The organism is Exiguobacterium sp. UBA7533 (assembly GCF_002479335.1).
GTDB lineage: Bacteria > Bacillota > Bacilli > Exiguobacteriales > Exiguobacteriaceae > Exiguobacterium_A.
The window spans coordinates 172958-194910 of record NZ_DLMP01000005.1 but is presented as its reverse complement, the minus strand read 5'-3'; the positions used below and the strand labels follow the sequence as shown (position 1 = coordinate 194910).

34 protein-coding genes and 1 pseudogene are annotated in these 21953 nt (G+C 47.3%); 13 read left to right on the top strand and 22 right to left on the bottom strand.

Annotated elements, in window-relative coordinates; translation table 11 throughout:
- The first annotated feature begins 42 nt into the window (after nt 1–42).
- Together B2U10_RS08440 and B2U10_RS08435 are read left to right on the top strand one after the other, a co-directional pair.
- Nucleotides 43–759, top strand: a complete 717-nt coding sequence (locus B2U10_RS08440; RefSeq protein ID WP_290786765.1) for an ABC transporter ATP-binding protein — start codon at nt 43–45, stop codon at nt 757–759.
- Nucleotides 759–1772 (top strand): ABC transporter permease, encoded by a 1014-nt coding sequence (locus tag B2U10_RS08435; protein WP_290786762.1) that lies wholly within the window; start codon nt 759–761, stop codon nt 1770–1772. Before B2U10_RS08440 ends, B2U10_RS08435 begins: the two co-directional genes overlap by 1 nt.
- A gap of 15 nt (nt 1773–1787) precedes the next feature.
- Here the strand turns inward: B2U10_RS08435 and B2U10_RS08430 are convergent, their stop codons facing one another.
- Complete coding sequence (locus B2U10_RS08430) at nt 1788–2492, bottom strand: hypothetical protein (protein WP_290786760.1); 705 nt, start codon at nt 2490–2492, stop codon at nt 1788–1790.
- Between the two features lie 82 nt (nt 2493–2574).
- Here B2U10_RS08430 and B2U10_RS08425 point away from each other — a divergent pair, with 82 nt between their 5' ends.
- From B2U10_RS08425 to B2U10_RS08415, 3 genes are all read left to right on the top strand, one after another.
- Complete coding sequence (locus B2U10_RS08425; RefSeq protein ID WP_290774776.1) at nt 2575–2919, top strand: DUF2200 domain-containing protein; 345 nt, start codon at nt 2575–2577, stop codon at nt 2917–2919.
- 12 nt (nt 2920–2931) lie between these two features.
- Nucleotides 2932–3102, top strand: coding sequence for a hypothetical protein (locus tag B2U10_RS08420; RefSeq protein WP_023468416.1), 171 nt, complete (start codon nt 2932–2934; stop codon nt 3100–3102).
- Nucleotides 3103–3177: 75 nt separating this feature from the next.
- On the top strand, nt 3178–3387 hold the full coding sequence (locus tag B2U10_RS08415; protein WP_290786758.1) for a hypothetical protein: 210 nt from the start codon (nt 3178–3180) through the stop codon (nt 3385–3387).
- A 59-nt stretch (nt 3388–3446) separates the two neighbouring features.
- Here the strand turns inward: B2U10_RS08415 and B2U10_RS08410 are convergent, their stop codons facing one another.
- The 7 genes from B2U10_RS08410 to B2U10_RS08380 all read right to left on the bottom strand — a co-directional run bounded on the left by B2U10_RS08410 (nt 3447) and on the right by B2U10_RS08380 (nt 7477).
- Entirely contained in the window at nt 3447–3989 is a 543-nt protein-coding gene (locus tag B2U10_RS08410; protein ID WP_290786756.1) for an NADPH-dependent FMN reductase, read from the bottom strand.
- 45 nt (nt 3990–4034) lie between these two features.
- Nucleotides 4035–5018, bottom strand: a complete 984-nt coding sequence (locus B2U10_RS08405) for a ring-cleaving dioxygenase (RefSeq protein WP_290786754.1) — start codon at nt 5016–5018, stop codon at nt 4035–4037.
- Nucleotides 5019–5076: 58 nt separating this feature from the next.
- A complete protein-coding gene (locus tag B2U10_RS08400; protein ID WP_290786752.1) occupies nt 5077–5511 on the bottom strand; it encodes a MarR family winged helix-turn-helix transcriptional regulator in 435 nt (144 codons plus the stop codon).
- Nucleotides 5512–5647: 136 nt separating this feature from the next.
- Nucleotides 5648–6271, bottom strand: a complete 624-nt coding sequence (locus B2U10_RS08395) for a Type 1 glutamine amidotransferase-like domain-containing protein (protein ID WP_290786750.1) — start codon at nt 6269–6271, stop codon at nt 5648–5650.
- Nucleotides 6272–6296: 25 nt separating this feature from the next.
- Nucleotides 6297–6788 carry a phosphotransferase family protein gene (locus B2U10_RS08390; protein ID WP_290786748.1) on the bottom strand — a complete coding sequence of 164 codons (492 nt, stop codon included), beginning with the start codon at nt 6786–6788 and terminating at the stop codon, nt 6297–6299.
- Nucleotides 6789–6851: 63 nt separating this feature from the next.
- On the bottom strand, nt 6852–7055 hold the full coding sequence (locus B2U10_RS08385) for a hypothetical protein (protein ID WP_290786746.1): 204 nt from the start codon (nt 7053–7055) through the stop codon (nt 6852–6854).
- Nucleotides 7052–7477, bottom strand: coding sequence for an Lrp/AsnC family transcriptional regulator (locus B2U10_RS08380; RefSeq protein WP_290786744.1), 426 nt, complete (start codon nt 7475–7477; stop codon nt 7052–7054). The genes B2U10_RS08385 and B2U10_RS08380 overlap by 4 nt, the downstream gene beginning before the upstream one ends.
- A gap of 136 nt (nt 7478–7613) precedes the next feature.
- Between B2U10_RS08380 and B2U10_RS08375 the strand changes: the two genes are divergently transcribed.
- On the top strand, nt 7614–7772 hold the full coding sequence (locus tag B2U10_RS08375; protein WP_290786742.1) for a DUF1272 domain-containing protein: 159 nt from the start codon (nt 7614–7616) through the stop codon (nt 7770–7772).
- Between the two features lie 35 nt (nt 7773–7807).
- On the opposite strand, the gene B2U10_RS08370 is transcribed toward B2U10_RS08375, so the two are convergent.
- Both B2U10_RS08370 and B2U10_RS08365 read right to left on the bottom strand, forming a co-directional pair.
- A complete protein-coding gene (locus B2U10_RS08370) occupies nt 7808–8272 on the bottom strand; it encodes a DUF4188 domain-containing protein (protein ID WP_056061633.1) in 465 nt (154 codons plus the stop codon).
- 1 nt (nt 8273) lies between these two features.
- The gene (locus B2U10_RS08365; protein WP_290786740.1) at nt 8274–8810 is read right to left on the bottom strand and encodes a PadR family transcriptional regulator; all 537 of its coding nucleotides are present in this window, start codon (nt 8808–8810) and stop codon (nt 8274–8276) included.
- A gap of 147 nt (nt 8811–8957) precedes the next feature.
- On the opposite strand from B2U10_RS08365, the gene B2U10_RS08360 reads away from it, so the two are divergent.
- On the top strand, nt 8958–9230 hold the full coding sequence (locus tag B2U10_RS08360) for a hypothetical protein (RefSeq protein ID WP_290786738.1): 273 nt from the start codon (nt 8958–8960) through the stop codon (nt 9228–9230).
- An 8-nt stretch (nt 9231–9238) separates the two neighbouring features.
- Here the strand turns inward: B2U10_RS08360 and B2U10_RS08355 are convergent.
- Together B2U10_RS08355 and B2U10_RS08350 are read right to left on the bottom strand one after the other, a co-directional pair.
- Nucleotides 9239–9721, bottom strand: a pseudogene (locus tag B2U10_RS08355) (histidine phosphatase family protein); the annotation flags it as partial.
- Between the two features lie 68 nt (nt 9722–9789).
- Nucleotides 9790–10452 (bottom strand): Type 1 glutamine amidotransferase-like domain-containing protein, encoded by a 663-nt coding sequence (locus B2U10_RS08350; protein ID WP_290786736.1) that lies wholly within the window; start codon nt 10450–10452, stop codon nt 9790–9792.
- 152 nt (nt 10453–10604) lie between these two features.
- Between B2U10_RS08350 and B2U10_RS08345 the strand changes: the two genes are divergently transcribed.
- The 4 genes from B2U10_RS08345 (at nt 10605) to B2U10_RS08330 (ending at nt 12679) form a co-directional block, all read left to right on the top strand.
- Nucleotides 10605–11312: a hypothetical protein gene (locus B2U10_RS08345; RefSeq protein ID WP_290786733.1), complete on the top strand. Its 708-nt coding sequence runs from the start codon at nt 10605–10607 to the stop codon at nt 11310–11312.
- 10 nt (nt 11313–11322) lie between these two features.
- Nucleotides 11323–12027: an ABC transporter ATP-binding protein gene (locus tag B2U10_RS08340; RefSeq protein WP_023468433.1), complete on the top strand. Its 705-nt coding sequence runs from the start codon at nt 11323–11325 to the stop codon at nt 12025–12027.
- A gap of 105 nt (nt 12028–12132) precedes the next feature.
- Entirely contained in the window at nt 12133–12480 is a 348-nt protein-coding gene (locus B2U10_RS08335) for a hypothetical protein (RefSeq protein WP_290786731.1), read from the top strand.
- Nucleotides 12461–12679, top strand: coding sequence for a helix-turn-helix domain-containing protein (locus B2U10_RS08330; RefSeq protein WP_290786729.1), 219 nt, complete (start codon nt 12461–12463; stop codon nt 12677–12679). Before B2U10_RS08335 ends, B2U10_RS08330 begins: the two co-directional genes overlap by 20 nt.
- Here the strand turns inward: B2U10_RS08330 and B2U10_RS08325 are convergent.
- From B2U10_RS08325 to B2U10_RS08315, 3 genes are all read right to left on the bottom strand, one after another.
- On the bottom strand, nt 12654–13064 hold the full coding sequence (locus B2U10_RS08325; RefSeq protein ID WP_290750681.1) for an SRPBCC family protein: 411 nt from the start codon (nt 13062–13064) through the stop codon (nt 12654–12656). The genes B2U10_RS08330 and B2U10_RS08325 overlap by 26 nt on opposite strands.
- A gap of 86 nt (nt 13065–13150) precedes the next feature.
- Nucleotides 13151–13369, bottom strand: a complete 219-nt coding sequence (locus B2U10_RS08320) for a hypothetical protein (RefSeq protein ID WP_290786725.1) — start codon at nt 13367–13369, stop codon at nt 13151–13153.
- The gene (locus B2U10_RS08315; protein ID WP_290786724.1) at nt 13366–14652 is read right to left on the bottom strand and encodes a right-handed parallel beta-helix repeat-containing protein; all 1287 of its coding nucleotides are present in this window, start codon (nt 14650–14652) and stop codon (nt 13366–13368) included. Before B2U10_RS08315 ends, B2U10_RS08320 begins: the two co-directional genes overlap by 4 nt.
- 116 nt (nt 14653–14768) lie before the next feature.
- Between B2U10_RS08315 and B2U10_RS08310 the strand changes: the two genes are divergently transcribed.
- The gene (locus tag B2U10_RS08310) at nt 14769–15347 is read left to right on the top strand and encodes a hypothetical protein (protein WP_290786722.1); all 579 of its coding nucleotides are present in this window, start codon (nt 14769–14771) and stop codon (nt 15345–15347) included.
- A 36-nt stretch (nt 15348–15383) separates the two neighbouring features.
- On the opposite strand, the gene B2U10_RS08305 is transcribed toward B2U10_RS08310, so the two are convergent.
- Complete coding sequence (locus B2U10_RS08305) at nt 15384–15998, bottom strand: histidine phosphatase family protein (protein WP_290786719.1); 615 nt, start codon at nt 15996–15998, stop codon at nt 15384–15386.
- Between the two features lie 144 nt (nt 15999–16142).
- On the opposite strand from B2U10_RS08305, the gene B2U10_RS08300 reads away from it, so the two are divergent.
- Nucleotides 16143–17030 (top strand): alpha/beta hydrolase, encoded by an 888-nt coding sequence (locus B2U10_RS08300; RefSeq protein ID WP_290786717.1) that lies wholly within the window; start codon nt 16143–16145, stop codon nt 17028–17030.
- 70 nt (nt 17031–17100) lie between these two features.
- Here B2U10_RS08300 and B2U10_RS08295 read toward each other — a convergent pair whose 3' ends face one another.
- The 6 genes from B2U10_RS08295 to B2U10_RS08270 all read right to left on the bottom strand — a co-directional run bounded on the left by B2U10_RS08295 (nt 17101) and on the right by B2U10_RS08270 (nt 21946).
- Complete coding sequence (locus B2U10_RS08295; protein WP_035407717.1) at nt 17101–18501, bottom strand: MFS transporter; 1401 nt, start codon at nt 18499–18501, stop codon at nt 17101–17103.
- Nucleotides 18502–18705: 204 nt separating this feature from the next.
- Nucleotides 18706–19392 (bottom strand): hypothetical protein, encoded by a 687-nt coding sequence (locus tag B2U10_RS08290; protein ID WP_290786715.1) that lies wholly within the window; start codon nt 19390–19392, stop codon nt 18706–18708.
- 67 nt (nt 19393–19459) lie between these two features.
- Nucleotides 19460–19942, bottom strand: coding sequence for a nucleotidyltransferase family protein (locus B2U10_RS08285; RefSeq protein ID WP_290786713.1), 483 nt, complete (start codon nt 19940–19942; stop codon nt 19460–19462).
- Nucleotides 19943–20097: 155 nt separating this feature from the next.
- Nucleotides 20098–21021, bottom strand: coding sequence for a DMT family transporter (locus tag B2U10_RS08280; protein ID WP_290786711.1), 924 nt, complete (start codon nt 21019–21021; stop codon nt 20098–20100).
- Between the two features lie 105 nt (nt 21022–21126).
- Nucleotides 21127–21597, bottom strand: coding sequence for a hypothetical protein (locus B2U10_RS08275; protein ID WP_035407707.1), 471 nt, complete (start codon nt 21595–21597; stop codon nt 21127–21129).
- 31 nt (nt 21598–21628) lie between these two features.
- Entirely contained in the window at nt 21629–21946 is a 318-nt protein-coding gene (locus B2U10_RS08270) for a hypothetical protein (RefSeq protein ID WP_290786709.1), read from the bottom strand.
- Nucleotides 21947–21953: the final 7 nt, after the last annotated feature.

Below are 21953 nucleotides of genomic sequence, written 5' to 3'. Positions count from 1 at the left end.
CACGTTGTTCAATAATTATTTTATAAAAGGAGGGAGAATACGATGGATTTACGACTACACGGTGTATCGAAATCGTTTCATCAGCAGACTGTCCTCCAACAGATTGATCTTTTGATTCCGTCCGGTGAGATTTGTGGCTTGCTCGGTCCGTCAGGTTCTGGTAAGACGACACTGATTCGTTTGATGATTGGTGCGATCCAGGCAGACGCAGGTTCGATTCAGATTGGTGACACTTCGATGCCAAGCTTCAAGATGTTATCGCAGATTGGTTTCATGCCACAAAACGATGCTTTGTATGAGGATTTATCGGGGCTTGCGAACCTGCATTTTTTCGGTTCCTTATACAACATGTCCCGTCAGGATTTAGCAAAACGCATCGAGGAGGTCTTGACACTCGTCGATTTAACGAATGATCAAAAAAAGCTCGTTCGCCATTATTCCGGCGGGATGAAGAAACGATTGTCCCTCGCCATCTCAATCTTGCATCGTCCGACCGTCTTATTCCTGGATGAGCCGACCGTCGGGATTGATCCCGTGTTACGCCGCCAGATTTGGAATCAATTCCAAGCGATTCGTGCGCAAGGTACGACGATCGTCGTCTCGACCCATGTCATGGACGAAATCAATGAATGTGACCGGGCAGCATTGATTTATAACGGTCGAATCATCGCCTACGATCCGCTCGACCGTTTGCTCGCACAGACTGAAAACGGTCAGGTCGAGGAACTGTTCCTGCTCGCTGGAAAGGACGTGACGTGATGTGGCAACTCGCACTACGGGTCATCCGTCAAACGTTGAACGATAAACGAAGCGTCGGACTCATTTTACTTGCTCCGTTATTAATCTTCACCTTGATCTATTTCCTACTTGGAAACGATGACTACACGCCTGTCGTCGCCATCAGTCAAGATGTACCGGCTCCGGTCTCACAAGCGATTGAAAAACAGGATCTGTCGATTAAAACGTATAACGGCAGCGATGCTGACGCCTATCTCAAGAATCATGAAACGGTCGACGTCGTCTTAGACATGGAAGACAGTCAGCTAGCGTTGAACCTCCGCGAACCTTCGACGAAAAGTTCCAAAGCACTACGCGAGATTCAAGCTGGACTGGCATCCCTGCAACCGACGATGCAACTTGAGACGAACTATCTCTATGGTGATGTCGATCAATCGACCTTTGATGCGCTTGGCTTCGTCTTTTTATCGCTGTTCTCATTCTTCTTCGTCTTTATCTTGTCAGCAATGGCACTCGTCAAAGAACGCAGTGGCGGCACGCTCGAGCGGTTGATGATGACACCGATTCGCCAAACCGACGTCATCTTCGGCTATACGCTCGGTTATAGCGTCTTCGCCTCGATCCAGGCGATTCTTGTCGTCCTGTACGCGACGACCGTTCTTGACTTACCGTCTGAAGGTTCGATCATCTGGGTCTTCCTGACGATGCTTGGACTTGCCGTCGTCGCGGTCTTGTTCGGGGCAACGATTTCGATCTTTGCCCAGTCTGAATTACAAGTCGTCCAGTTGATTCCTTTTACGATCATTCCGCAGATCTTCTTCTCCGGTTTGATTCCGCTCGATTTAATCCCGTACGGACTCGGTAACATCGGATATATCACCCCGATTTTCTACGGAGCGAGTGCGATTAAAGAGGTACTCGTCTACGGCAACGGTTGGTCAAGCATCTGGCCGTACTGGCTCGGATTATTTCTCTACGGAGCCGCCTTATTCCTGTTGAACATGCTCGCTCTCAATAAATATCGCGGACACTAAAAAAGACACGGCTGATTACACGAGCCGTGTCTGATTTTGCTTAAGCTGTTCAAGGAAAACAGTCCGTCGAGAAGGATCAAGTGTCTGTTCTGCCACGTCGGCATACCGAACGAGCTGATAGATCTCATACGGAACCGTGACCTCTAAACGTGTTAACCACTCCGTCAGCGTCTCATGTGTCCGTCGCTGTTGCGCTGGAGCAAGTGACCGATTGAACGCGCGCACTGCTTCACGAATTTTTGAATCAAGAATACTGTCTTCTGATGAGGACTGGACTTCAGGCGTTAGCGTTAGCGATAGAGCGGTTCGTTTTGGTTGATGCCTTGGTGGAAATGACCACTGCATGCGGTTGAATCGTTGTCGACGATACAGATAGAAGATGATCACTAAAGCGACAATCCAAGGAGTCACACGAGCGATTTGATTGATCGCATCCGTCAAGAAGCCTCGTCCAAGCTCAATCGGTTTTTTCTTTTTAGGTTCCTTCCGATATTCTTCGTGCCCGCTTTTTGAAGAATCCAGTTGTTCGATGATTTGCTCTTTTTTCGCATAGATGACCTTTTTAGTCGGTAAAATCGTACTCGGAACACGTACCCAGTTTCCTGTCGATTGATCAATCGGTGGATCGATCAATGCCTGATACGATAGTTTTACACCTACGACGCCTAAAAATAGTACTAGGCACGTCATGAAAGTCATTCCAATGATTCGACGTCTCATTTCATCCTGCACCTCCAAACCGACTTAAAATCCTTGAAACAAGACCTTTTCCCATATGTTACCATGAAAGGAGGCGATTCAGATGAGTTACGAAAAAGTATTTCAAATGCCGATGCAGCAGCTGTATCAGGTATACCGTCAAAAAGTCGAGCGCAAGCAACGGACGCAAGACGAGCTTGATGACGTGCTGTTCTGGTTGACCGGACACACGCAATCAACTCTTGAACAAGCCATACAAACCCAAACTGTCGCAGCCTTTTTCGAGCACGCACCCGACCTGAACGAACGCCGACTTTTAGTCACTGGCGTCATCTGCGGGATTCGTGTGGAAAATCTAACGGATCCGCACATTCGTAACATCCGGATTCTCGACAAACTCGTCGATGAGTTGGCGAAAGGAAAAGCGTTAGCTAAAATCTTACGATAAGGAGGAATGCTGATGTCTACTTTACTCAGTACACTGGCGATCCTCGTCATGGTGACCAGTGTGACCTATTTCATCGTCTATCAAGTCAAACGAAATAAAGGAACCCATCGTTCACCCGTCTATCGACTTGCTTTTAGTGGTCTGTTGGTCGGCTTGATGGTCAGTTATTTTTTGTTGACGTGAGTCGTGATTTTTAGTTTTTGATTTAAACAATAAAATCATTAATACAGTATTTGAAATAATGAAGGAGGTATACGATTGAAGATTCGAAAATGGATTCTTCCGCTTTCGCTACTCATCTGTCTCGCCTCACCGAATGCCGCAACAACATATGTGAAATGGACGGTCGCTCCGACGGGTCACTATCTCGAACGTCTTCAAGCGGCTGACATTCCTTATAAAGTCCGCCAACACACGCTTTACATTCAAGAAAAGGATCTGCGCCGCGTCACGTCGTGTTGTACATGATAACGATAGAAAACCCCCTCATTTCGCTGAAATGAGGGGGTTTTCTGATCAATCACGATTTAGCGAATTGTTTTTAACGCCGTTGCCCACGGAATGACTTGATCGAGCATTTGGTTGACCGATGTTTCTTGAACGGCTGCCGCTTTTAAGACCGATCCGTTCTCGAAATCCGTGAACAAGGATAACGCCGGATGCACACGGACATCGGCAATCAATAACTCACCGAGGATGCCACGCAAGTGTTCTGCCGCCCGAGCTCCACCGACAGAACCGTAAGAGACGATCCCTGCTGCTTTATTGTTCCATTCGATCCGTAGATAATCGAGCGCGTTCTTGAGTGAGGCTGCGATTGAGTGGTTGTATTCCTGAACGATGAAGACGAATCCGTCTTGTGCTGCGACATCCTTCGACCAAGCAGCAGCACCTGATGCATCCGCGTCTTTTTCACCTAGAAGCGGTAATTTGTAGTCGGCGATATCAAGAATCGTGTAGTTTGCATCCCCCCGTTGATCCGCGAGTTGTTTGATCCAGTTCCCGACTTGTGGGCTGAGACGTCCTTCACGTGTAGATCCTAAGATGATCCCAATGTTTAATTTCTCCATTTTTATTTCCTCCTCTTATTTAGATGCTGTCAGTTCACTTTCCTATTAAAGATATTCTTTTTCGATGTTGCGCGTACTCCGGACCGTATCGATTGGACGGACCATTTGTTCGATCTGTGCTCGTTGTGGCTCGAGGAATGGTGGTAATGACAATTTCTCCCCGACCGTTTCGTATGGCTCATCACCCATGAAACCAGGACCATCTGTTGCCCATTCGAACAAGACACCGCGAGCGACACGAGCGTAGAGCGATTCGAAGAAGAAGCGATCGACGTAACCGGACGTGTTGAAGCGTAGCTGTTGCATCCGCTCGATCCATTCCTGTAAGGCAGCCGTATCTTCGACGCGGAAGGCGACGTGGTGCACCGTTCCGAATCCTTGACGTCCGCTTGGTAGAACGACGTTATGCTCGACGATGACTTGGGCACCATTTCCGCCTTCACCCATCTCGAACAAATGCAGTGAACCAGCTTGATCGACTTCGCGCATCAACATCGCTTGTTCGAGTACCGCTTTTAAGTTGTTAAATTCCGCGATCCGGATGTGAATTGGACCGAGTCCCGTGATTGCGAACTCGAGTGGCACCGGACCGTTTTGCCACGGTGTGCCGGAAGCGACACCTTGATTGTGCTCGTCAGAGATCAACATGTATTGTTGCTCATCGAAATCGACGAACGAGAGCGTCTGCTTGCCGAATTGTTCTTTGATACCACGGTGCTTGACGTCGTATTTGTCAAAGCGTTTAATCCAGTATTCAAGTGCCGCATCCGTTGGAACACGGAACGCCGTCTTGAAGATTTCATTCGTTCCGTGTGATCCTTTTTGAATACCAGGGAAATCAAAGAACGTCATATCCGTGCCGGCAGATCCTTTATCATCGGCGAAGAATAAGTGATACGTCTGGATGTCATCCTGATTGACGGTCTTCTTGACCAATCGCATTCCTAGGACGTTCGTAAAGAAGTCATAGTTTTTCTCTGCACTGCTCGTAATCGCCGTCACGTGGTGGATTCCTTTTAGTTCATTCATGAAAAATCGCTCCTTTAATCGTTATTATCTCGAATTCGAGATATCAGTCTAAAAAATTTTATTGTTTTTTTGCTTGATAGCCGATTGTTTTGGCTGTCTCGATGAATGCTTCGAGGTCTGACGGGGCTATCCCTTGAAATACTTGATTAATCGCTTGCTCGTGCTTTGGAAAAATCGTTTCCATCAGTTGGTGCCCTTCAGAGGTCAGTTCCGCAAATGTCACGCGCCGATCTTCTGGACATGCTTTACGGAAGACATAATTCTTTTTTTCGAGCTTATCGATGACATAGGTGATGCTACTGCTCGTAATCAAGACTTTTTTCCCAATCAATTGAATCGGTTGCCTGCCCCTGTGAAACAGCAACTCAAGAACCGAAAAATCCGTCGGGTTCAGTCCCCACTGCGCAACGTCCTTCTTGATGACTTCATGTAACGCATCGACTGCGCGCACCATGACTGTCAATGCTTTCAAGTTCGGATTCGGTCGCGTCATTTCGTTCACCTCTTTTGTATCTTTAATTCGTATATCTTTAATTCGAGATAAATATACCATCTCAATTTTTGTTCGTCAACTGTTTTGATTCACTTTAAATGATGATAAACAATCTAGATGTTCGAAGCGTTTATCATCATTTAAAACAAAGCACGTGCCCTTCTCCTAATCGATAGTGATCTGTCTCAGATTGAATATAGACCGTATCGTCAGGTAATCCGATCGCATAATTCATTTGAGGCAGGTATTCCTGAAAACGGGCTGCCCGTTTTTTCTGGTTCAAGTGCGGACAAAGGCAACCGTTCAGCCAACCTTGCCCCGAATCCAGGCAATAGCCCGTTCCGCCCTCACTCGTTCGGATTCCGTATTCCATCGCATAGATCGCTCCAGCGCTGACACCGACGTACCACTTTCCACGCTTGATGGCTTGTTCAAGCAATACATCCATGCCTTTTACAGCAAAAGTCTTGACGAGTAACGGATAATTGCCACCACCGACATAAAGAATGTCGGCATTTTCTATTAGTCGTCGTTGCGTCTCCATGGATTGTTCGTCGTCAAACAGCGTGACGATCGAGACAATCGCTCCAATTGCTTCATATGTATCTCGAAATTGTTGTTGGTATAGCAATTCATCTCGACTTGCCGTCGGCAGGAAGACGATATGTGGTGCGTGTTTCGTCAGTTGAACGACATGCCGATTGATGAATTGATGAGACGGAGCAACCAGTTGACCGCCTCCGATTAGCATGAGATTCATCTTTTTTCTCCTTTGCAGCGGCTTTTTAGAAAAAGGAATACAGTCCGTGTTTGTAATAATCAAATTCTCGTGTAGTTAGTCGCTCAAAGCGATAGCCTTCATAAAAGGCATCGAGTGATACCGGATCATTGATGATTGGACTGATGGCGAGAGCGATATCATACCGCCGATCGCCCGGTCTCATCGCTCCGACATCAACGAACGAGAGCTTTCCGTCCGTCGCGACCAACAGATTGTCTGTCGTACAGTCGCCATGAATCCAACTGGCAGTTATCGGCTCCGGACAGGAGGACTTTAGTTGTTTCAGTAAATCCATCGTGCCGGACGTCCAAACAGATGTGACATAACGTTCCGCTGTCATGAGTCGTTCCGTTAACCATTCCTGTGACGTTCCCCCTGTCATGCGTTGATGAAACTGGAAAAGATACGTTCCGAACGCTTGCCACAGCTGAATCCGTTGCTCACTTGTCGCCTGTCTTAAGGCTGTCGTCAACGTCATCCCGTCTCGCCACTGCATCAATAGATGACTTAGCTGTTCCGTCTTTAAAAAGCCGACGTACTCAGGTAGGAACCCTGACTCTCATTGCATCCATTTTTCTAAGACAATTGCTTCTTCTGCGAGCCATTCTTGGTATCTCGCTTCCGTAGAAGTCTTGAGTAAGTATTTTCCTGTTTTCGTTTCAACCCGGTAGACCGTCGATGTTCCCCCTTGCTCACCGAGTTGTTCGATGTACTCGATATCCCCCGTCAGTTGTTCGATCCGTACACGTGTCGCTTCCGTCATACCGTATATCCCGTGAACGGCACTGGCGTCGACAGCCGAATCCAGGTCGATGGTTTGCCGTAGACCGATGCATCATCGAGAAAACGTTCCAGTGTTGCAACGGACGCGGTTTGCAACTTGACCATGAAGTTATAGCTACCGGTCAGGCGGTGACACTCGACGACTTCTGGATGTCCTTTACAAAATTCAATCAAGCCTGCGCAGCGTGTCTCTTCGAACATGACGATCGCGAGTAACCCTTGCGCGAGTGCTTCTGGATTAATGACAGCGCGGAACCCTTCGATGATTCCCGCGTCCTCCATTTTTCGGACCCGTTCGTTGACGGCAGGTGCCGATAATCCGATCTGTCGTCCGAGTTCCGACCAGGGGATCCGTGCATCATCTTGCAGAATCCGGACAATCTGTTGATCAATCTGGTCCATTTTCCATCCTCCTTCTGATTCAAAACCACTTTCTTCAAATTAACATGGAATCAAAGGAAAATATAGCCTTTTACTTTGTTCTGTTGCTGTGTTCATTGAATAGTATTTCTTATACTACTAATAGGAGGTGATACGCATGGAACCAACCTGTGTCCGGTGCCAAGAAACGATTGAAACGACGGTCTATCAATGTTCACATGCTTGTACGTTTTGCGAACCGTGTACAAAAACGCTCAATCATATTTGTCAAAACTGTGGGGAGCTGCTCGAACCCGCCACGCCAGTCACTATATAAAAAGACGGATGCCTCGGCACCCGTCTTTTGTCTATTCAGATCGTCTCTTGCGACTGTCGTTCGGCTAATCGTCCTTTCGCTTGTTCTTGATGCGGTTTGATCGCCGACTCGCCAAGTGCTTTCGCAAGACCACGTGTCGGAAGATTGACATACATCGACTCATAATTGCTGACTTCGAACGTCTCGTGAAAGATCCCGACCGCTTCTGATGTCCGTGCCTTCTGATTGAATCGTTTCCACGCCGTCAAATGGCGCGAACCATGGGCATATGCCACCAACTCTTCCGTTGAACGCCAGTATTGAATCAACGTCACGGATCGCCAGCCGACAAGGGACTCATGCGAAATCAGTCCGACATCGTTCGCATAACACTCTTGCAGCATCGGTCCCATCGCTTGGACCGTCGGCAACCATTGCCGGACGGAGCGCAGGCGATTGATCCGTAACCCGATGATGAACACGACGACGTCTTTGTTCGGAGTCGCAATGATCCGTTTCATGTCAATTTCCTCCTTTAAGGGTCTCAAGAGAAGCGTCACACCAGTCGAGTAACGCCCGTGTTTTTCGAATGCCATAATCAAGCGTCAGCAACCAATAAACGGCGTCGTTTGAGTCAGGATAAGAACGAATCATCGCATCAATTGCTTGATACGTCTCGAGCCGCTCTTCGAGCAAGCGTGCATGCTCCTGAATCTTCTGCATCGTGACGTCTTTTGAAACATGGCGGGCAAAATAAAGCTTCAACAATAAGTCGTTTCGTTGCACTGGCAAATCAACGGACGGTTCAGCGACCCACCGCGCGAGCTCCACATGTCCGTTTTCCGTCAGGGAGAATTGTTTTCGTTCCCCATCCGTAACCTCTTCCACGATCAATCCTTCCGCTTCTAACCGTTTCAGTGTCGGGTAGACTTGGCCGAAACTGATCTTCCAAAAGTGGTTCAAGCTCGTTTCGATCGTATGTTTCATCTCATAACCAGACGTACATCCGCTGGCGAGGAGTCCGAGAATCGCATAACGGGTCATGTTTTCTTTTGGCATCAGTCCCTCCCCTATCTAAAAGTTACTATCTTTTAGATAGAGCTCCCATTCATTCGAAACACAAACTGGAAATTTTATGGATGAAGCAGGAATTCGTGTTTTAAAACCGAATACCTGTTCATATACCTCATTCAAAGGAGTTCTCACATGACATACGCTAAAGCTTCTATCTTTTTCAGTCTGATTGGTCTGTTCATTGCCTATATGATTTTCCCACCAATTAACTGGCCATTCGGTCCAAACTCGATGATTACGATTCCGATCGGACTTGCCATTTATCTGTTCGGAATCGGTCTTGGGATCGTCGCTTTCAGACGACGCGAGCCCGGGATTCTTAAATATGTCAGTCTCACCTGTGCCATTCCGCTCGGCGTGCTGCTACTACTCTTTCTCGGTTTCATCTTCAGCGGTCAAATTTAATCGTCTTTCTATAGATGTTCATGAGACGCTTTCTTGAGGGCATCGAATGTCAACAGGTGAATCGCTGGACTCGACATGGCATCTAACCATCCGTTCGCCGCTCGCCCAGTATATTTTTCAAGAACTAACGCTAATACAAGTCCATGTGTCGCGACAACCACTTGTTGATTCGGATGCATGTCATGGAGCTTTTCGATGGCTGCTACAGCACGATCAAGTGCCATGCGATTCGACTCTCCACCAACTTCAGAGTAATCGGCGTCTAAAAATAACTGTCTCAATACTTCCTCGAGTCTCTCAGTCGTTAATCGTTCATCGATTAGTTGAAAAAGTCGCTCTTGAAATGGAACCGTTATGACCTGCATGTTCCTCTGATTCGCAAGTGGGCGAACGGAATCCATCGCCCGTCGCATTGGACTCGAATAAATGGCGTCAATCGGTATCGTTCTAAAGAACACCACTAGTTTCTGCGCTTGCTGTTGACCTGCATCGGTTAAACCTCGTTCACGATCACTCCCCGTTTTGACCGATTCACAATGTCAGACGAAATAAATCGTTGTCATTGCAATTTGACCCAATTTCCTTCAGATATCACGTCGACGTTTGAACCGATGACACGGATCGCTGTCGCGTCGTCGATCGCGTACGCTGGATTCGTCAGCCTCTTTGCCCACTCTTTTGCTGCTTGCATGTGATTATCTAGTAACTGCGGGTGATCGAGATGCGGGAAGATCGAAAAATCAACGAGACCGAGTGTTGCGTCCGATTGCTCCGGGGTCTTTTGCCATTCGACGAACTCCGTTCCGATACGGGGAGTGAGCACCATGCTACCGGCACTCATCCCGACATAAACACCGGTCAGTTGCGGTAATAGTCGATCAAAGCCCGATTCGACGAACCAGTGATGTAGAAATAGCGGATCCCCACCATTGACGAGGATGACATCCGCTTGTTCGACCGCTGGTTGCCAAATTGCTGGATCAACCACTGAAACCGCTGATAATTCCAACAGACCGACTGACTTCCATCCTACATCGACCATTGGTGCCTCATCTTTTCCTTGAATGAAGTTGACAGCGAGGTCCATCCCCCTTTTTAGTGCGTAAGACGCTGTCGTGATTGCAATGGCATGACATTCTTCAATCGGTTTTTCGAGCATCTCCAGTAACGCTTGATGAATCGACGCATTTTGTATCCCACCGGAAGTTAAGAGATACTTCATCATGACACCTCCCGTTCTTTGCTTCAGTTTACAATATTTAAGCGCTTTTGATATGCTTACTTTTATTAACAAATCACTTATTAAGGAACTTTTATCCAATTTTATTCGTATAAAAATAGACAGCATCATATTTTTATGAACGGGAGGCACATATGTACTCGATTCCTAGCTACTTCATACTTTACTTAAAAATCATGCTGACGGATAAGATTCCGGTCTTTTGGTCGTTGATCTTCCCATTGATTCTCGCGTTCGTCTTCGGGTCACGACTCGATTTCACAGAGAGCAGTTTCCTATCATTTCTTGCACTCTTTTGGGGCTATATCTTACTTTCGATTTATGTCAACGGCATTGGTCTCCAACTTGCCCGGATGCGGGAACATGGTTTGATGAAGACGTATATCATGATTTCCGGTAGTAAGATTGGTTGTATTCTCGCACTCGTTCTCGTTCAGCTCGTATTTGCAGCCGTTAGTTTAACGGTCTTTACGACAGTCCTGATGCTCGTATTCGGCCTCTTCTCACCTTTAACGTTGTTACTCGCTTATCTCGTCTTGGTGCTCAGCATCTCGCTTGCTTTTGCAAGCATCGCCTTGACGATGCTTCCGGCTAAGATTTCGAGTATGTCGACATTAATCAACATCGTCATGTATCCTCTGTTCTTGTTCGCGAATAGCCAACCGGATCGTTGGTACAGTTACTTGAATCCTTTTTATGTCATGAAAACACTTGGTCTCGCTGTCTCTGAGCACGTTACGGGAGCATCGTTCCTTATCTTGACCGTCGTACTCGTCATTTATCTGTTACTTGGTCTATTCTCTGTCAAACGTTTTAATCTCATGTCATTACTGACCCGATAGGAGGATTCAGATGCACGTTCAACACGTACGCTTCAACTATCCGAAATCACCTGATCTGTTACACGATGTCTCCTTTTCGCTTGTTCCCGGGAAACTGAACGTCTTGATCGGGATGAACGGTGCCGGGAAAACGACACTGTTTGATTGCATGACCGGCGCCTTACCGATCACGTCCGGAGAACTGGACTTACCCGATATCTCGGACATTCTCTATTTGACGCAATTCATCTATTACTCGGATGAATTAAAGGGCAAGGATGTCGCCGTCTTCGTCGGTCGGCTCGCTCGTTTGAAAGCATATCGCAAGCAAGAGACGTATACGCGTCATCTGAAACAGCCACGAGAGCTCGATCTATTCGCTCATCTATGGGAGATGAAAATCGGTAAGATGTCCGCTGGTGAAAAGAAATGGTTGTTCGTCACCCTGTTGACGACAGTACCGCGTTCGCTCTACATTTTTGACGAGCCGACAAGTGGCGTTGATCCGGCAACACGACTTCATATCATGCGACGCTTCGAGCAGATGACAGCAAACGGTCAAACGTGCCTCTTCTCGACCCATCAATTACATGATCTATTGCATACCGATGCCCATGTCATCTTCCTTCATCAAGGTCGTATTTTGTACGAAGGCGACTTCAAGGATTGGTTGAACCGATTTGAGACGACAGATCCGGACGTCGCGTTCGTCCAAATGCTTGAACTAGCAGGGTAACGTTAACCACCTCTCTTTTGGAGGTGGTTTTTTTGTAATATTTGAAATGTAGGTTTTCGAAAAACATGTACAGGATATACACATTATAAGAAAGGAGGTCGTCCGATGAACTTCATTTCCGGTCAAGCATTTATCACGATGATGGATTCACTTTTCAACGAAGAGGAATGGAATCGACACGTCTTATACATCACTGCGAATTCAGCAGCTATCCACTTACAAAAACGATCTACCACCATTCTCTCGCATCCTATGGAATATCAGATTTCGTTTCTCGTGCATTTACCAACGCTAGAAAAACGACTGATCGTCAAAACGAATCAACAGGAGACGCATCAATTTTTCTTTGATCCAATGGCTTCCATCGATTGTATGTGCTCTAGTTTAATGCCGTGGACGAATCCAGGGCGATTCAATGAGGAGGAAAACGTTCATGTCCACCAACACTCTTGAACAACGCATCAATGCCGTCCTCGATTGTTTGGCGGCCGCAAAGGACTACCAACGTATCGCCGGAAGGCATGATGTGTCGTATCAACAATTGTATAACTGGGTCCGGCGCTATGAGAGCGGTGGTATTCCTGCCCTGACGGATCGCCGTGGTCGGAAGTTACGAAGCGAACGATTTACTTCGACTCAGCATACGCCTTGAACCGATCAAGGATCGCCTGCCAGCCCGCTTGTTGCATTTCAGGCGGGTTGATTGTTTCGGCATCAAACGATTCGACGACTTCGGTCTGTTCCCCGTTTCGAGTGAAGTCGATCGTCACCTGACGACCATCCTCGAGGACATACGCAATGCGTTCGTAGGGAACGATTGCTTCATATGTACCCGTGAAATCAAATCCCATGCTACCGTCTTTTGCTTCCATTCGATTCGTGAATTGACCACCGACCGTCAAATCATTCGTTGACGCCGTCGTATGCCAATCGTCAGACGCTGCGTTCCAGCGTTTGATGTCTTCCGGTGCGTTCCAGATCTCCCACACGGTCTCGACCGGACGGTCAATCACGGCTTGAATCGTCAGTTTCGTCATCATTCTTCCTCCTTACTAATTGAAGTTCCCTCCCTATTTCGAGGACGATTAAATGAATTCCTTGTTATTTTCGATTAATTCAGGTGTTAATTTGAACGCTTTGTTTTCCATACCATGAACATTAGAATCGCCGGAACGAGACAGATGATTGCATCGGTAACGGTCGGCAGTCGTAACGCGGGACTTGTTAAAAACCGAACGCCTTCCACTGTCCAAATCGTTAACATTAAGGCGGTCAACGCTGCAAGCCGCCAGCGTTTCGGAACCCGGATCCAGTAAGCGAGGAGTCGCTCCGATAACTTCATCTTCCTTCCACCTTTCGGACCGCTTTCAGAAAGCTTTGTTCTGTTTTATAGGAGGCGTCGCGCCACATGAAACGTTTTGTATGCTGGAACGTATTTTTCTCAAACTGATTTCCCGAACTCGTCTTGAAGTAATGGGCGACACTTAACGAACCATCGAATGTGTTTTTGATGATCTTGTTGTCATGGACATCATGCTGGACGAGCAATTGACCACCCTCGAGCCCTTTCGTATCATTCCCGATCAGCTGATTTTGCTCGATCCGAACACGTTTTGTACCGCCTCGCTTCGTGTCATACCCACCAATCGCAATTCCGGTGTAGACATTTTGCCGTACATCATTCTGGCGGAGGATGACATCTTCTGCGTACCGTCCGGCATGTTCACTCGTCACTTCAATCCCGATATCACTCGCTTCGACAAGATTTTTCTCAATCGTCAAATTCTTCCCACCATCGACATAGATACCGGCTGCGCTGTATTCCTTCCCGTAAGCAGGATTGCCGTAGCTCGACGTCCGGTAGACACGATTTTCCGACACGACGCCCTCACGGACGTAGTCGTCTTTTTTCGACTGAGCAACCCCTTCGTGTCCGATCAAATCAATACCGATGTTGTCGTTATCCCGTACGACGTTCTTCGTCACCCGGAAATGTTTGACGTTCCCGTTTAAGACGAGGGCTTCACTGAAACCGAGACGATTCTGCTCGACTCGGTTGCCGGTGATCGTCAGGTGACGAATCGCTCCCGTTCCGTAGACGGCGATGCCGTGTGCATTCCCATCTTTCGCGAGCGTCTTAATCTGGCGAACCGTATTATCCTTCAACGTGATGTGTGATCCTGATCCCGTGACCAAAATGCCGATCGGTGTCGCGTCCGACCGTTTCGACTGAACGGCTTCGATCGTCAGTCCTTGGATTGTCACATATTTTTGATCCTTAATCTGGATGATCGGTAAGGTTGCGTCTCGATCTTTAATGTTTTCCCCATTTAAGACGACTCGTTCTTGTTTATAATTCCGAAAGACGATTGGATGTTGTTTCGTTCCACTTTGCCTAACGTTCAGCTTCTCGTGATACGTTCCTTTTCGCAAGTAGACTGTCGTACCCGCAGTCGCTTTTAGTGTCGCCTGTCGGATCGTTTTAAACGGATGCTTCAACGTGCCGGTATTTTTATCACTGCCGTTCGGTGCGACGTATAACGATTTTGCCGTCGATTCGGCCTCTTCCCCCGTCGAGGCACAACCGACGAGCAGGACGGTTGCTAATAACCATTTGCCTTTCATGATTTCCTCCTTTATTTAGCAAGAACATTGTCGGTATAATCTAGGTATCATTTCTAATTTTTTGAATATTTTATTTTTTCTCGATTCACTATGACTATGGAAAAGAGTAACACGTTATGAAATACGCGCTCTTATTCACCCTTCCCTTCTTGCTTGCTGGTTGCACAACGGAAGCAACCGTCCTTCCTAAAGAGACCGTCAAGATCAAGAAGTCTTCCTTTTCGATCACACCTTCTACCGCAAAGGACGAGTCGCAGCAACAGCGGACATTTTTCTTAACTGGTGCACTCGATCGCCCGCTCCAGCTCAAAGCGGTCCAATTTGACGATACAGAACCACCAAAGGTGCTGATCGACAAATCGATTCCTGCCGGTACATATGATCGCACACCGTTCCAGTTGACGTATGATTTGAACCTGCTCAACGATTCGCATGCCTTCACCTATTCGCTTGATACGAAGAATGGTATTCCTGAGACGAAAACGGTCTATACCTTACCTCAAAACGTCCAGACTGACAGCGGTCAATTCAATGATCAGAAACAGACGAATGCTTCATTCTATCCCTTACTCCTCAAACGCTATACGACAGGAGAATCGATCATCGGTCGCTCGATCGACACGTTATCCTCTCCTCACCTAAAGGTCAGAAAACAAGAAGGCGCAATTTTGATCTATTTGACGAAATCACGATAAGGAGAACGGCGGACCGAGAAAAAGTCCGCCGTTTTTTTAGTCCGCTATGACATGCGACATGTCAGCTTCTAATCGGATTATGGCTTCCCCATCCGTATATTCGACGATCGTCAAACTCGTTCCATGAATGAACGGCGGATCCCATAATGTCGCGAACGACTTACGTTGAAGATGTGTCAGCAAGATGTTAAGAAAGATGCCGTGGGTGACGATTAAGATGTTTTCGTCTTCTTCATGGTCAGCCAGTCGTTCCAAAAATGATAGAATGCGCTCCCGGACCGCGTCAAAGGATTCTCCACTCTCCGGTATGTAGGTATGCGGCGTTTGCCAAAATGCAGCATGAGCAAGCGGATGCGCGACTTCAATTTCCGCCGCCGTCCGTCCTTCCCAGGTTCCCATGTGCATTTCACGTAATCGATCGTCGATGGTGACCGGAATCGCTGGATCAAGATCCATCATTCGAACTGTTTCTTGGACGCGACCAATCGGACTGATATAGAGATGATCCAGATGAATTTCACGTAAGCGGTGACCAAGGTCCCGCGCATTCTGTCTGCCCTTTGCTGTCAAGGGAGAGTCTTCCCAGCCTTGCATTCGTTTTTCTAAGTTCCATTCCGTCTCGCCATGACGCGTAATGTAAAGTGTTGGCATCTGTTCCATCCTTTCGATTTCTAGTTTCTTTCAAAAGTGTATCAAACTCTGGCTGCTTTTTCCTGCAACTAGAGAAAACGAATCCAGAAGAGAAATTCACCAATCCGTTCGGTATGATGAAGATAGACCTAAAGGAGGAATTCGATGAATCGCCAAGAGATGATTGACCTTGCCAAACAAATCCGCTCAGATGAGGAACGTCCTCAAGTCACACCTCCTCATCCACCGCAAGCGACCACGACTACGCTACAAGTGCCGACTTCAGTCGGAGATATCCGAGTGTTGCGCCACTCACCGATTGATGCAGTAGAACCGTTACCTGGATTCATCAGTTTCCATGGTGGCGGCTTCATCACCGGAACGCCAGAAATGGACGAACCATGGAATCTGTTTCTCGCTGAGACCGCCAACTGTCATGTTTTTAATATCGAGTACCCATTAGCACCGGAGCATCCATTCCCCGTTCCAGTCCTCGTCACCTATGAGGTCGTCCAGTGGATATTTCAACATGCTGATACGCTACACCTCGATGCTTCGCGTATCGCGATCGGGGGACATAGTGCTGGTGGGAACCTCGCTACTGCCATATCGTTATGGAACGCCGAGCAGACACATCCGGTTCCGCTCATTGCTCAAATCCTTGACTACCCTCCACTCGATCTCGCAACGGACCCAGCGGACAAACCGTTTTTTAAAGAAGCCATACCTACTGAGCAGGCACGGCAGTTCAATGCGATGTACATCGCTCGCGCGGAAGATGCGTATCATCACCTTGCTTCGCCACTCTATGCGGCTCAACTCGAAGCATTACCGAAGACGCTCGTCCTGACGGCGGAGCTCGACTCGCTGGCGCAGGAAGCGCGGCAGTATGCGAAACGACTTCAAGCAGCAGGTGTTCACGTCGAACACCTGGAATTTGCCGGACAACCCCATGCCTTTACGCATCACGGTGACGCAAACGTAGCGCTTCAGGCTTGGCAACGGATTGCTGATTTTCTTCGGCATGCCTTTCAAGCTACTGAACGTTCGTAACGTTGCATCACAAATTCATGAAAAGCAACAGTCCCTCACTCCATCGAGTAAGGGACTGTTCGTTTTATCGTCATTCTTTTTTGTCATCTTCTTTCCACCACAGCGCATCTTCTGGATTTTTTGCGACTTCATGTACTTCCTGTTCCGAAGCAACCGTCGGATGTGATCCTTTGAGCGCCTTACCTGCTGTGTTCTCAAAGAAAAAGAAGAATGTGATGAAGCCAATGACGCTGACGGCTGTCAGGTAATAGGCTGGAGCGAGTGGATCTTCTGTCGTGTGCACAAGCCAGGTCGAGACGAGTGGGGTCGTCCCACCAAAGATCGACACTGCGATATTAAAGGTAACGGAAAGCGTCCGGTATCGCACATCTGAATAAAAAATACTTGGCAACAGACTTGGCATTGTTCCCTCGAAAATTGACAAAAAGAAACCAATAATGAAGATCCCGATGCCGACGAATAACAACCAGTCTTGCCCGATTAGGAAGAATGAGAGGATCGATGTTAAGGCTAACCCCGTCAATCCAAGCAGTACCAATCGTCGATTGCCGCGTCGATCGCTCAAGCGACCGAACGAGAAAGCGAGCGGAATCATGATGATCATGACACCGGTGATTAACATCGTACTCGTTGCACTCGGTAGACCGATGATTTCATCCAGATAAGACGGCATATAGGATAACAACATATAGTTCGTGATGTTATAGAAAGCAACGGCGATAAAGCAGACGATGATGTCTTTCCGGTGTTCTTGGATGATCGTCCGAAACGTCGCTTGTTCCTGTTCACTCTCATCGATCTCATTCTCGAAAATCGGTGACTCATCCAAGTGTCGCCGAAGATAAAGACCAAATAATCCGAGTGGTGCGCCTAAGATGAAGGGAATACGCCATCCCCAAGATGACATTTGATCGTCTGATAGAGAGACGAACAAGATCGTCGCTAACACGGAAGCAAGAATATACCCAGCTAATGTTCCAATTTCAAGACCACTACCGTACGCGCTCCGGTGTTTATCGGGTGAAGACTCGGCGATATAGACCATCGCACCAGCATATTCACCACCAGTCGAAAAGCCTTGCAAGATCCTTGCCAACAGTAAAAGAATCGGTGCCCAGACACCGATTTGATCGTAGGTCGGTAGCAGACCAATTAACAAAGTCGAAAATGCCATCATGACGATCGTCGTCGTCAAGACGACTTTTCGTCCTAGACGGTCGCCCATTCGTCCAAAGATCAATCCGCCGAGTGGTCGCATCAAAAAGGCGATCGCAAACGTCGCAAACGTAAAGACCAGCTTCAGTTCATCATTTTCTACACCACTAAAGAAATTTTGACTGATGATGACGGCGAGGTAGGAGTACAACCCAAAATCAAACCACTCCATCGCATTGCCGATTCCGGTCGCATAGACACTCTTTTTCGTTTGCGCCGGATCAACGACATTGACATGTTCCCTTCTGAATCGCATGAAGTTCTCACTTCCTTTTCTATGAATGCGTTACGATTAACAACTCACCTCACCTGTACGACCATCGATCGCTTTCATTATTTTCAACATATGATTTCATGAATAAGATTCCCGCTATGCATGACAGATAAACGCTCCTCGACCTCAACCATGTACAATTTCCAACTGGGTCATAAAAATAAAAAAAGATCCCCCATGGCGGATCTAAAAGTCATCGGATAGCTTCGAAATCGGACTGTCTGGAGATGCCGTGATGAGTCGAAGCAGAACTTTTTCTGGTCGATCACTGATGAGCCAGATGACGGAGGTCCCGTTTCGATAGGCAAGATTAAGTTGTTTCCCTTGCTTTTGAATATGTATTTTCAACCCATTGATAGTGCGTGTTCGTTCTCCGAATCGAGCTGGAATACGCTCATTTTCCAGTCGAGTCTCAATCACTGTATAATGACGATTCGTTACAAGTTTCGTCGCCATTTTTTTCTTATTCCCTTCCCACGATAGACTCCCTGCGATCGTCTCACCTTTCGTTGCTTGATCTCGAATGAGATCCATCGAACTGCTTAACATCCAGTTCGACTTCTTTTCATAAATCATTAGTGAATCATATCGTCCATCGATGACGCTTGCTAGCAGTAAATTATAGTCATCGAATCGCGCGTCCACTCGGAAATCGTCTTGCTTTAACGTATAGGTGGACTTGTCACTCAAGTCATATTTAAACTGATGCTCGGCCGTCTCTACAGCAGTCGGATAGGAGCCACTGTCGAACAAACTCGTACCATCAACGTGAATCTTTTCCTTCACCTCGTTCTTTTCCGGTGCGCATCCGCTGATACAGAGGAGTCCTACTAGTAGAAGCGGTATCGTTTTTTTATAACTGATTCGTTTCATCACATACGCTCCTTCTTGTTTCATTTACATATTTGTAGACCCGGGTCGTCTTGCCATCCTTTTTCGATCACACGTCGCTGAAAAATCGAATGACGCGCGGTACCGACTTGAAAAGGTGGTGTCGGGCGAATGATTCGATCCGTAAAGTCATCTCCCCGTATGGAAGATAGAGTTCAAAGTCTGGTCGTCTCGTCACGCCGATTGCCGTGACGGTTTCAGGAAACTGTGCGATTGCATCTTGCGCTGATGCGTAAGGTGGCAAATCACTCACGAGATGCATCCGTGCTTGATTCTTGACGGACCACGGTAAATCTATCCATTCACATAATTGCCGCTCATGTCTTTTTTCCGTCGCTTCAGAAATATCCGATGGGTCAAAATAGACGATATCGATGTCCGACTGTGCGTTTTGATCAATGCCCCAAATCTTCGAACGAAGGACACCGGCACAAATCCACCAATCTGGTAAATCGAGTCGTTCTACGATCTCTAGCATTTGTTGTAATTCATCGTCTTCTCGTAATCGTCGTTCGATATCCACTAGATTCATGCATTTCTCCTCCGAATCCACTTCCTAAATGATGATTCTTTCTTCAGTTTACCTCAATTCATCGATTAGGAAATTATTTTCTGCTTTTTATTGAGAACGATTAAACAAACAGCTCGTTCTCAACGTATCTATCCATACGTTCGAACGAGCTGTTCTTAAATGCGGATCAACACGATACCTCCAAGCATGACAAGCAGACTGACGATCTGCACACCCGTGACCGGTTGTTTTTTTGCACCGAACCAACCGAAGCGGTCAATTAATAAGCTTCCGGTCAGTAACCCGATCGTGACGATGACGACGGCGAGTCCCGTACCAACGAGCGGAACGATGAAGGCATTGCCGGCAACGAACAATGCACCAATCAATCCCCCAATCCAAATCCACGCGGGAAGTGGTTGGGTGCGATCCATTTGCCACTTTGTTCGTAGGATCAGATTTAGCAGCAGTAAGGTAACCGTTCCGATGACGAATGAGATTAATGCCCCTTTTACAGCTGACCCGAGAACACTTCCGAGATGGCCATTGATGGCCGTTTGAGCTGCGCTCATCATTCCCGTAACAATTCCGAGAATACGCCAAACGAGTAACGAGTTCTCTCGTGACTCCACATGTTGCTTCCGTCGTCGTGCCAAATAGTCACCGAGCGCGACCGTCCCAACGACGCCGAACAAAACAAGAATTGCTCCGATGATCCGTGTCAGCGAGAGTGTAGTAACGTTCGCTTCAAACAATCCGAAATGATCAATCAACAGTCCCATGACGACCTGACCGAAAATCGGCATGATGACCGTTTGGACACCTCCGAGTCGCGGAAATAGCAAGATGTTCCCGGTCAAATAGATGACACCGAGTATCCCCCCAGCCCAGATCCAGAACGGTTCATCGGCAACAGCCGTGAGACCTGTGAGATTGCCATCGACAAGCAGCACGAGAAGTAGTAAGAATAGTGAGCCGATCGAAAAGGAAATCAGCGAAGCGAGGAACGGTGACCCGACGACGCCCCGCAATCGCGTATTGACACTCGTTTGAACCGGTACGAGCAAACCGATGATAAATCCAATGATGATTGCAAGCATACGAGGACCTCCTTATTCATGTGCCCTTTCATCATACGGCAGTCTCGCACGCTGAAGCGACCGGAATGCTCAAAAAGGAGCCGGTTCAACGACCGGCTCCACGAATTAAATCTTTTTCCACGACTTCGGATGCGTCCGCAATTCCTTCTTCGTCGGATGCTCGACATCGAGACGTTTTCCGTTTCGTTCAAGTAGCATATCTGATACGAGCAAAGCGATAGCAAACACGACGTAGACGGCAAAACTTAGGAAAAATGGTAAATCGAATACGATTAGTATTGGAAAGAATAATCCCATTAAGATGACGAACAGAAAATCCGTTACATACTGCCATTGAATGATTTTCTTCATCTGTGGTTCTATCGTTAAAGCCATATCACGTTCGACTTCTTGCGAGTGGATCCGCGCAATCCAGACTAGTGCTACAAATAATAAAAATAGTGGCCAGTACATGTCCCGATTGGCGACGACCAACAGGATGCTAAAGCCGTACAGTAACGAGCTGTACAAACGTGGTTTAGCTAGTTGACGTTTTTCTTCTTGAATGAACGCGATACGTTCGGCTTTCGTTTTCATTTAAATCCCCCAACTGATTCAACGTACCTGTTTAATCTGATCGAACGGTTCGTGATCGACCGATGTATTCGACCTTATTCTGAAATACGCGGTACATCCGGTATTCTCCAGTCGGTGCCGATTTCAATTGAACGGCAATCTGGTGACGTCGTGATTTTGATGATTCGGACGCTACGAAATAAGGTTTGACTGACGCGATATTGTCGCGCCCGAACTGCTTCGTCACGTGCCGAACGACTTGCACTTCAACAATCTGCTCATAGGTTGCATCCCGTTCATCTGCGATCATCCACCAACCAACACTGCCAATCACTACAAGTAATAGAATCGCCCCGATCGTTTTTCGCATTTCGATC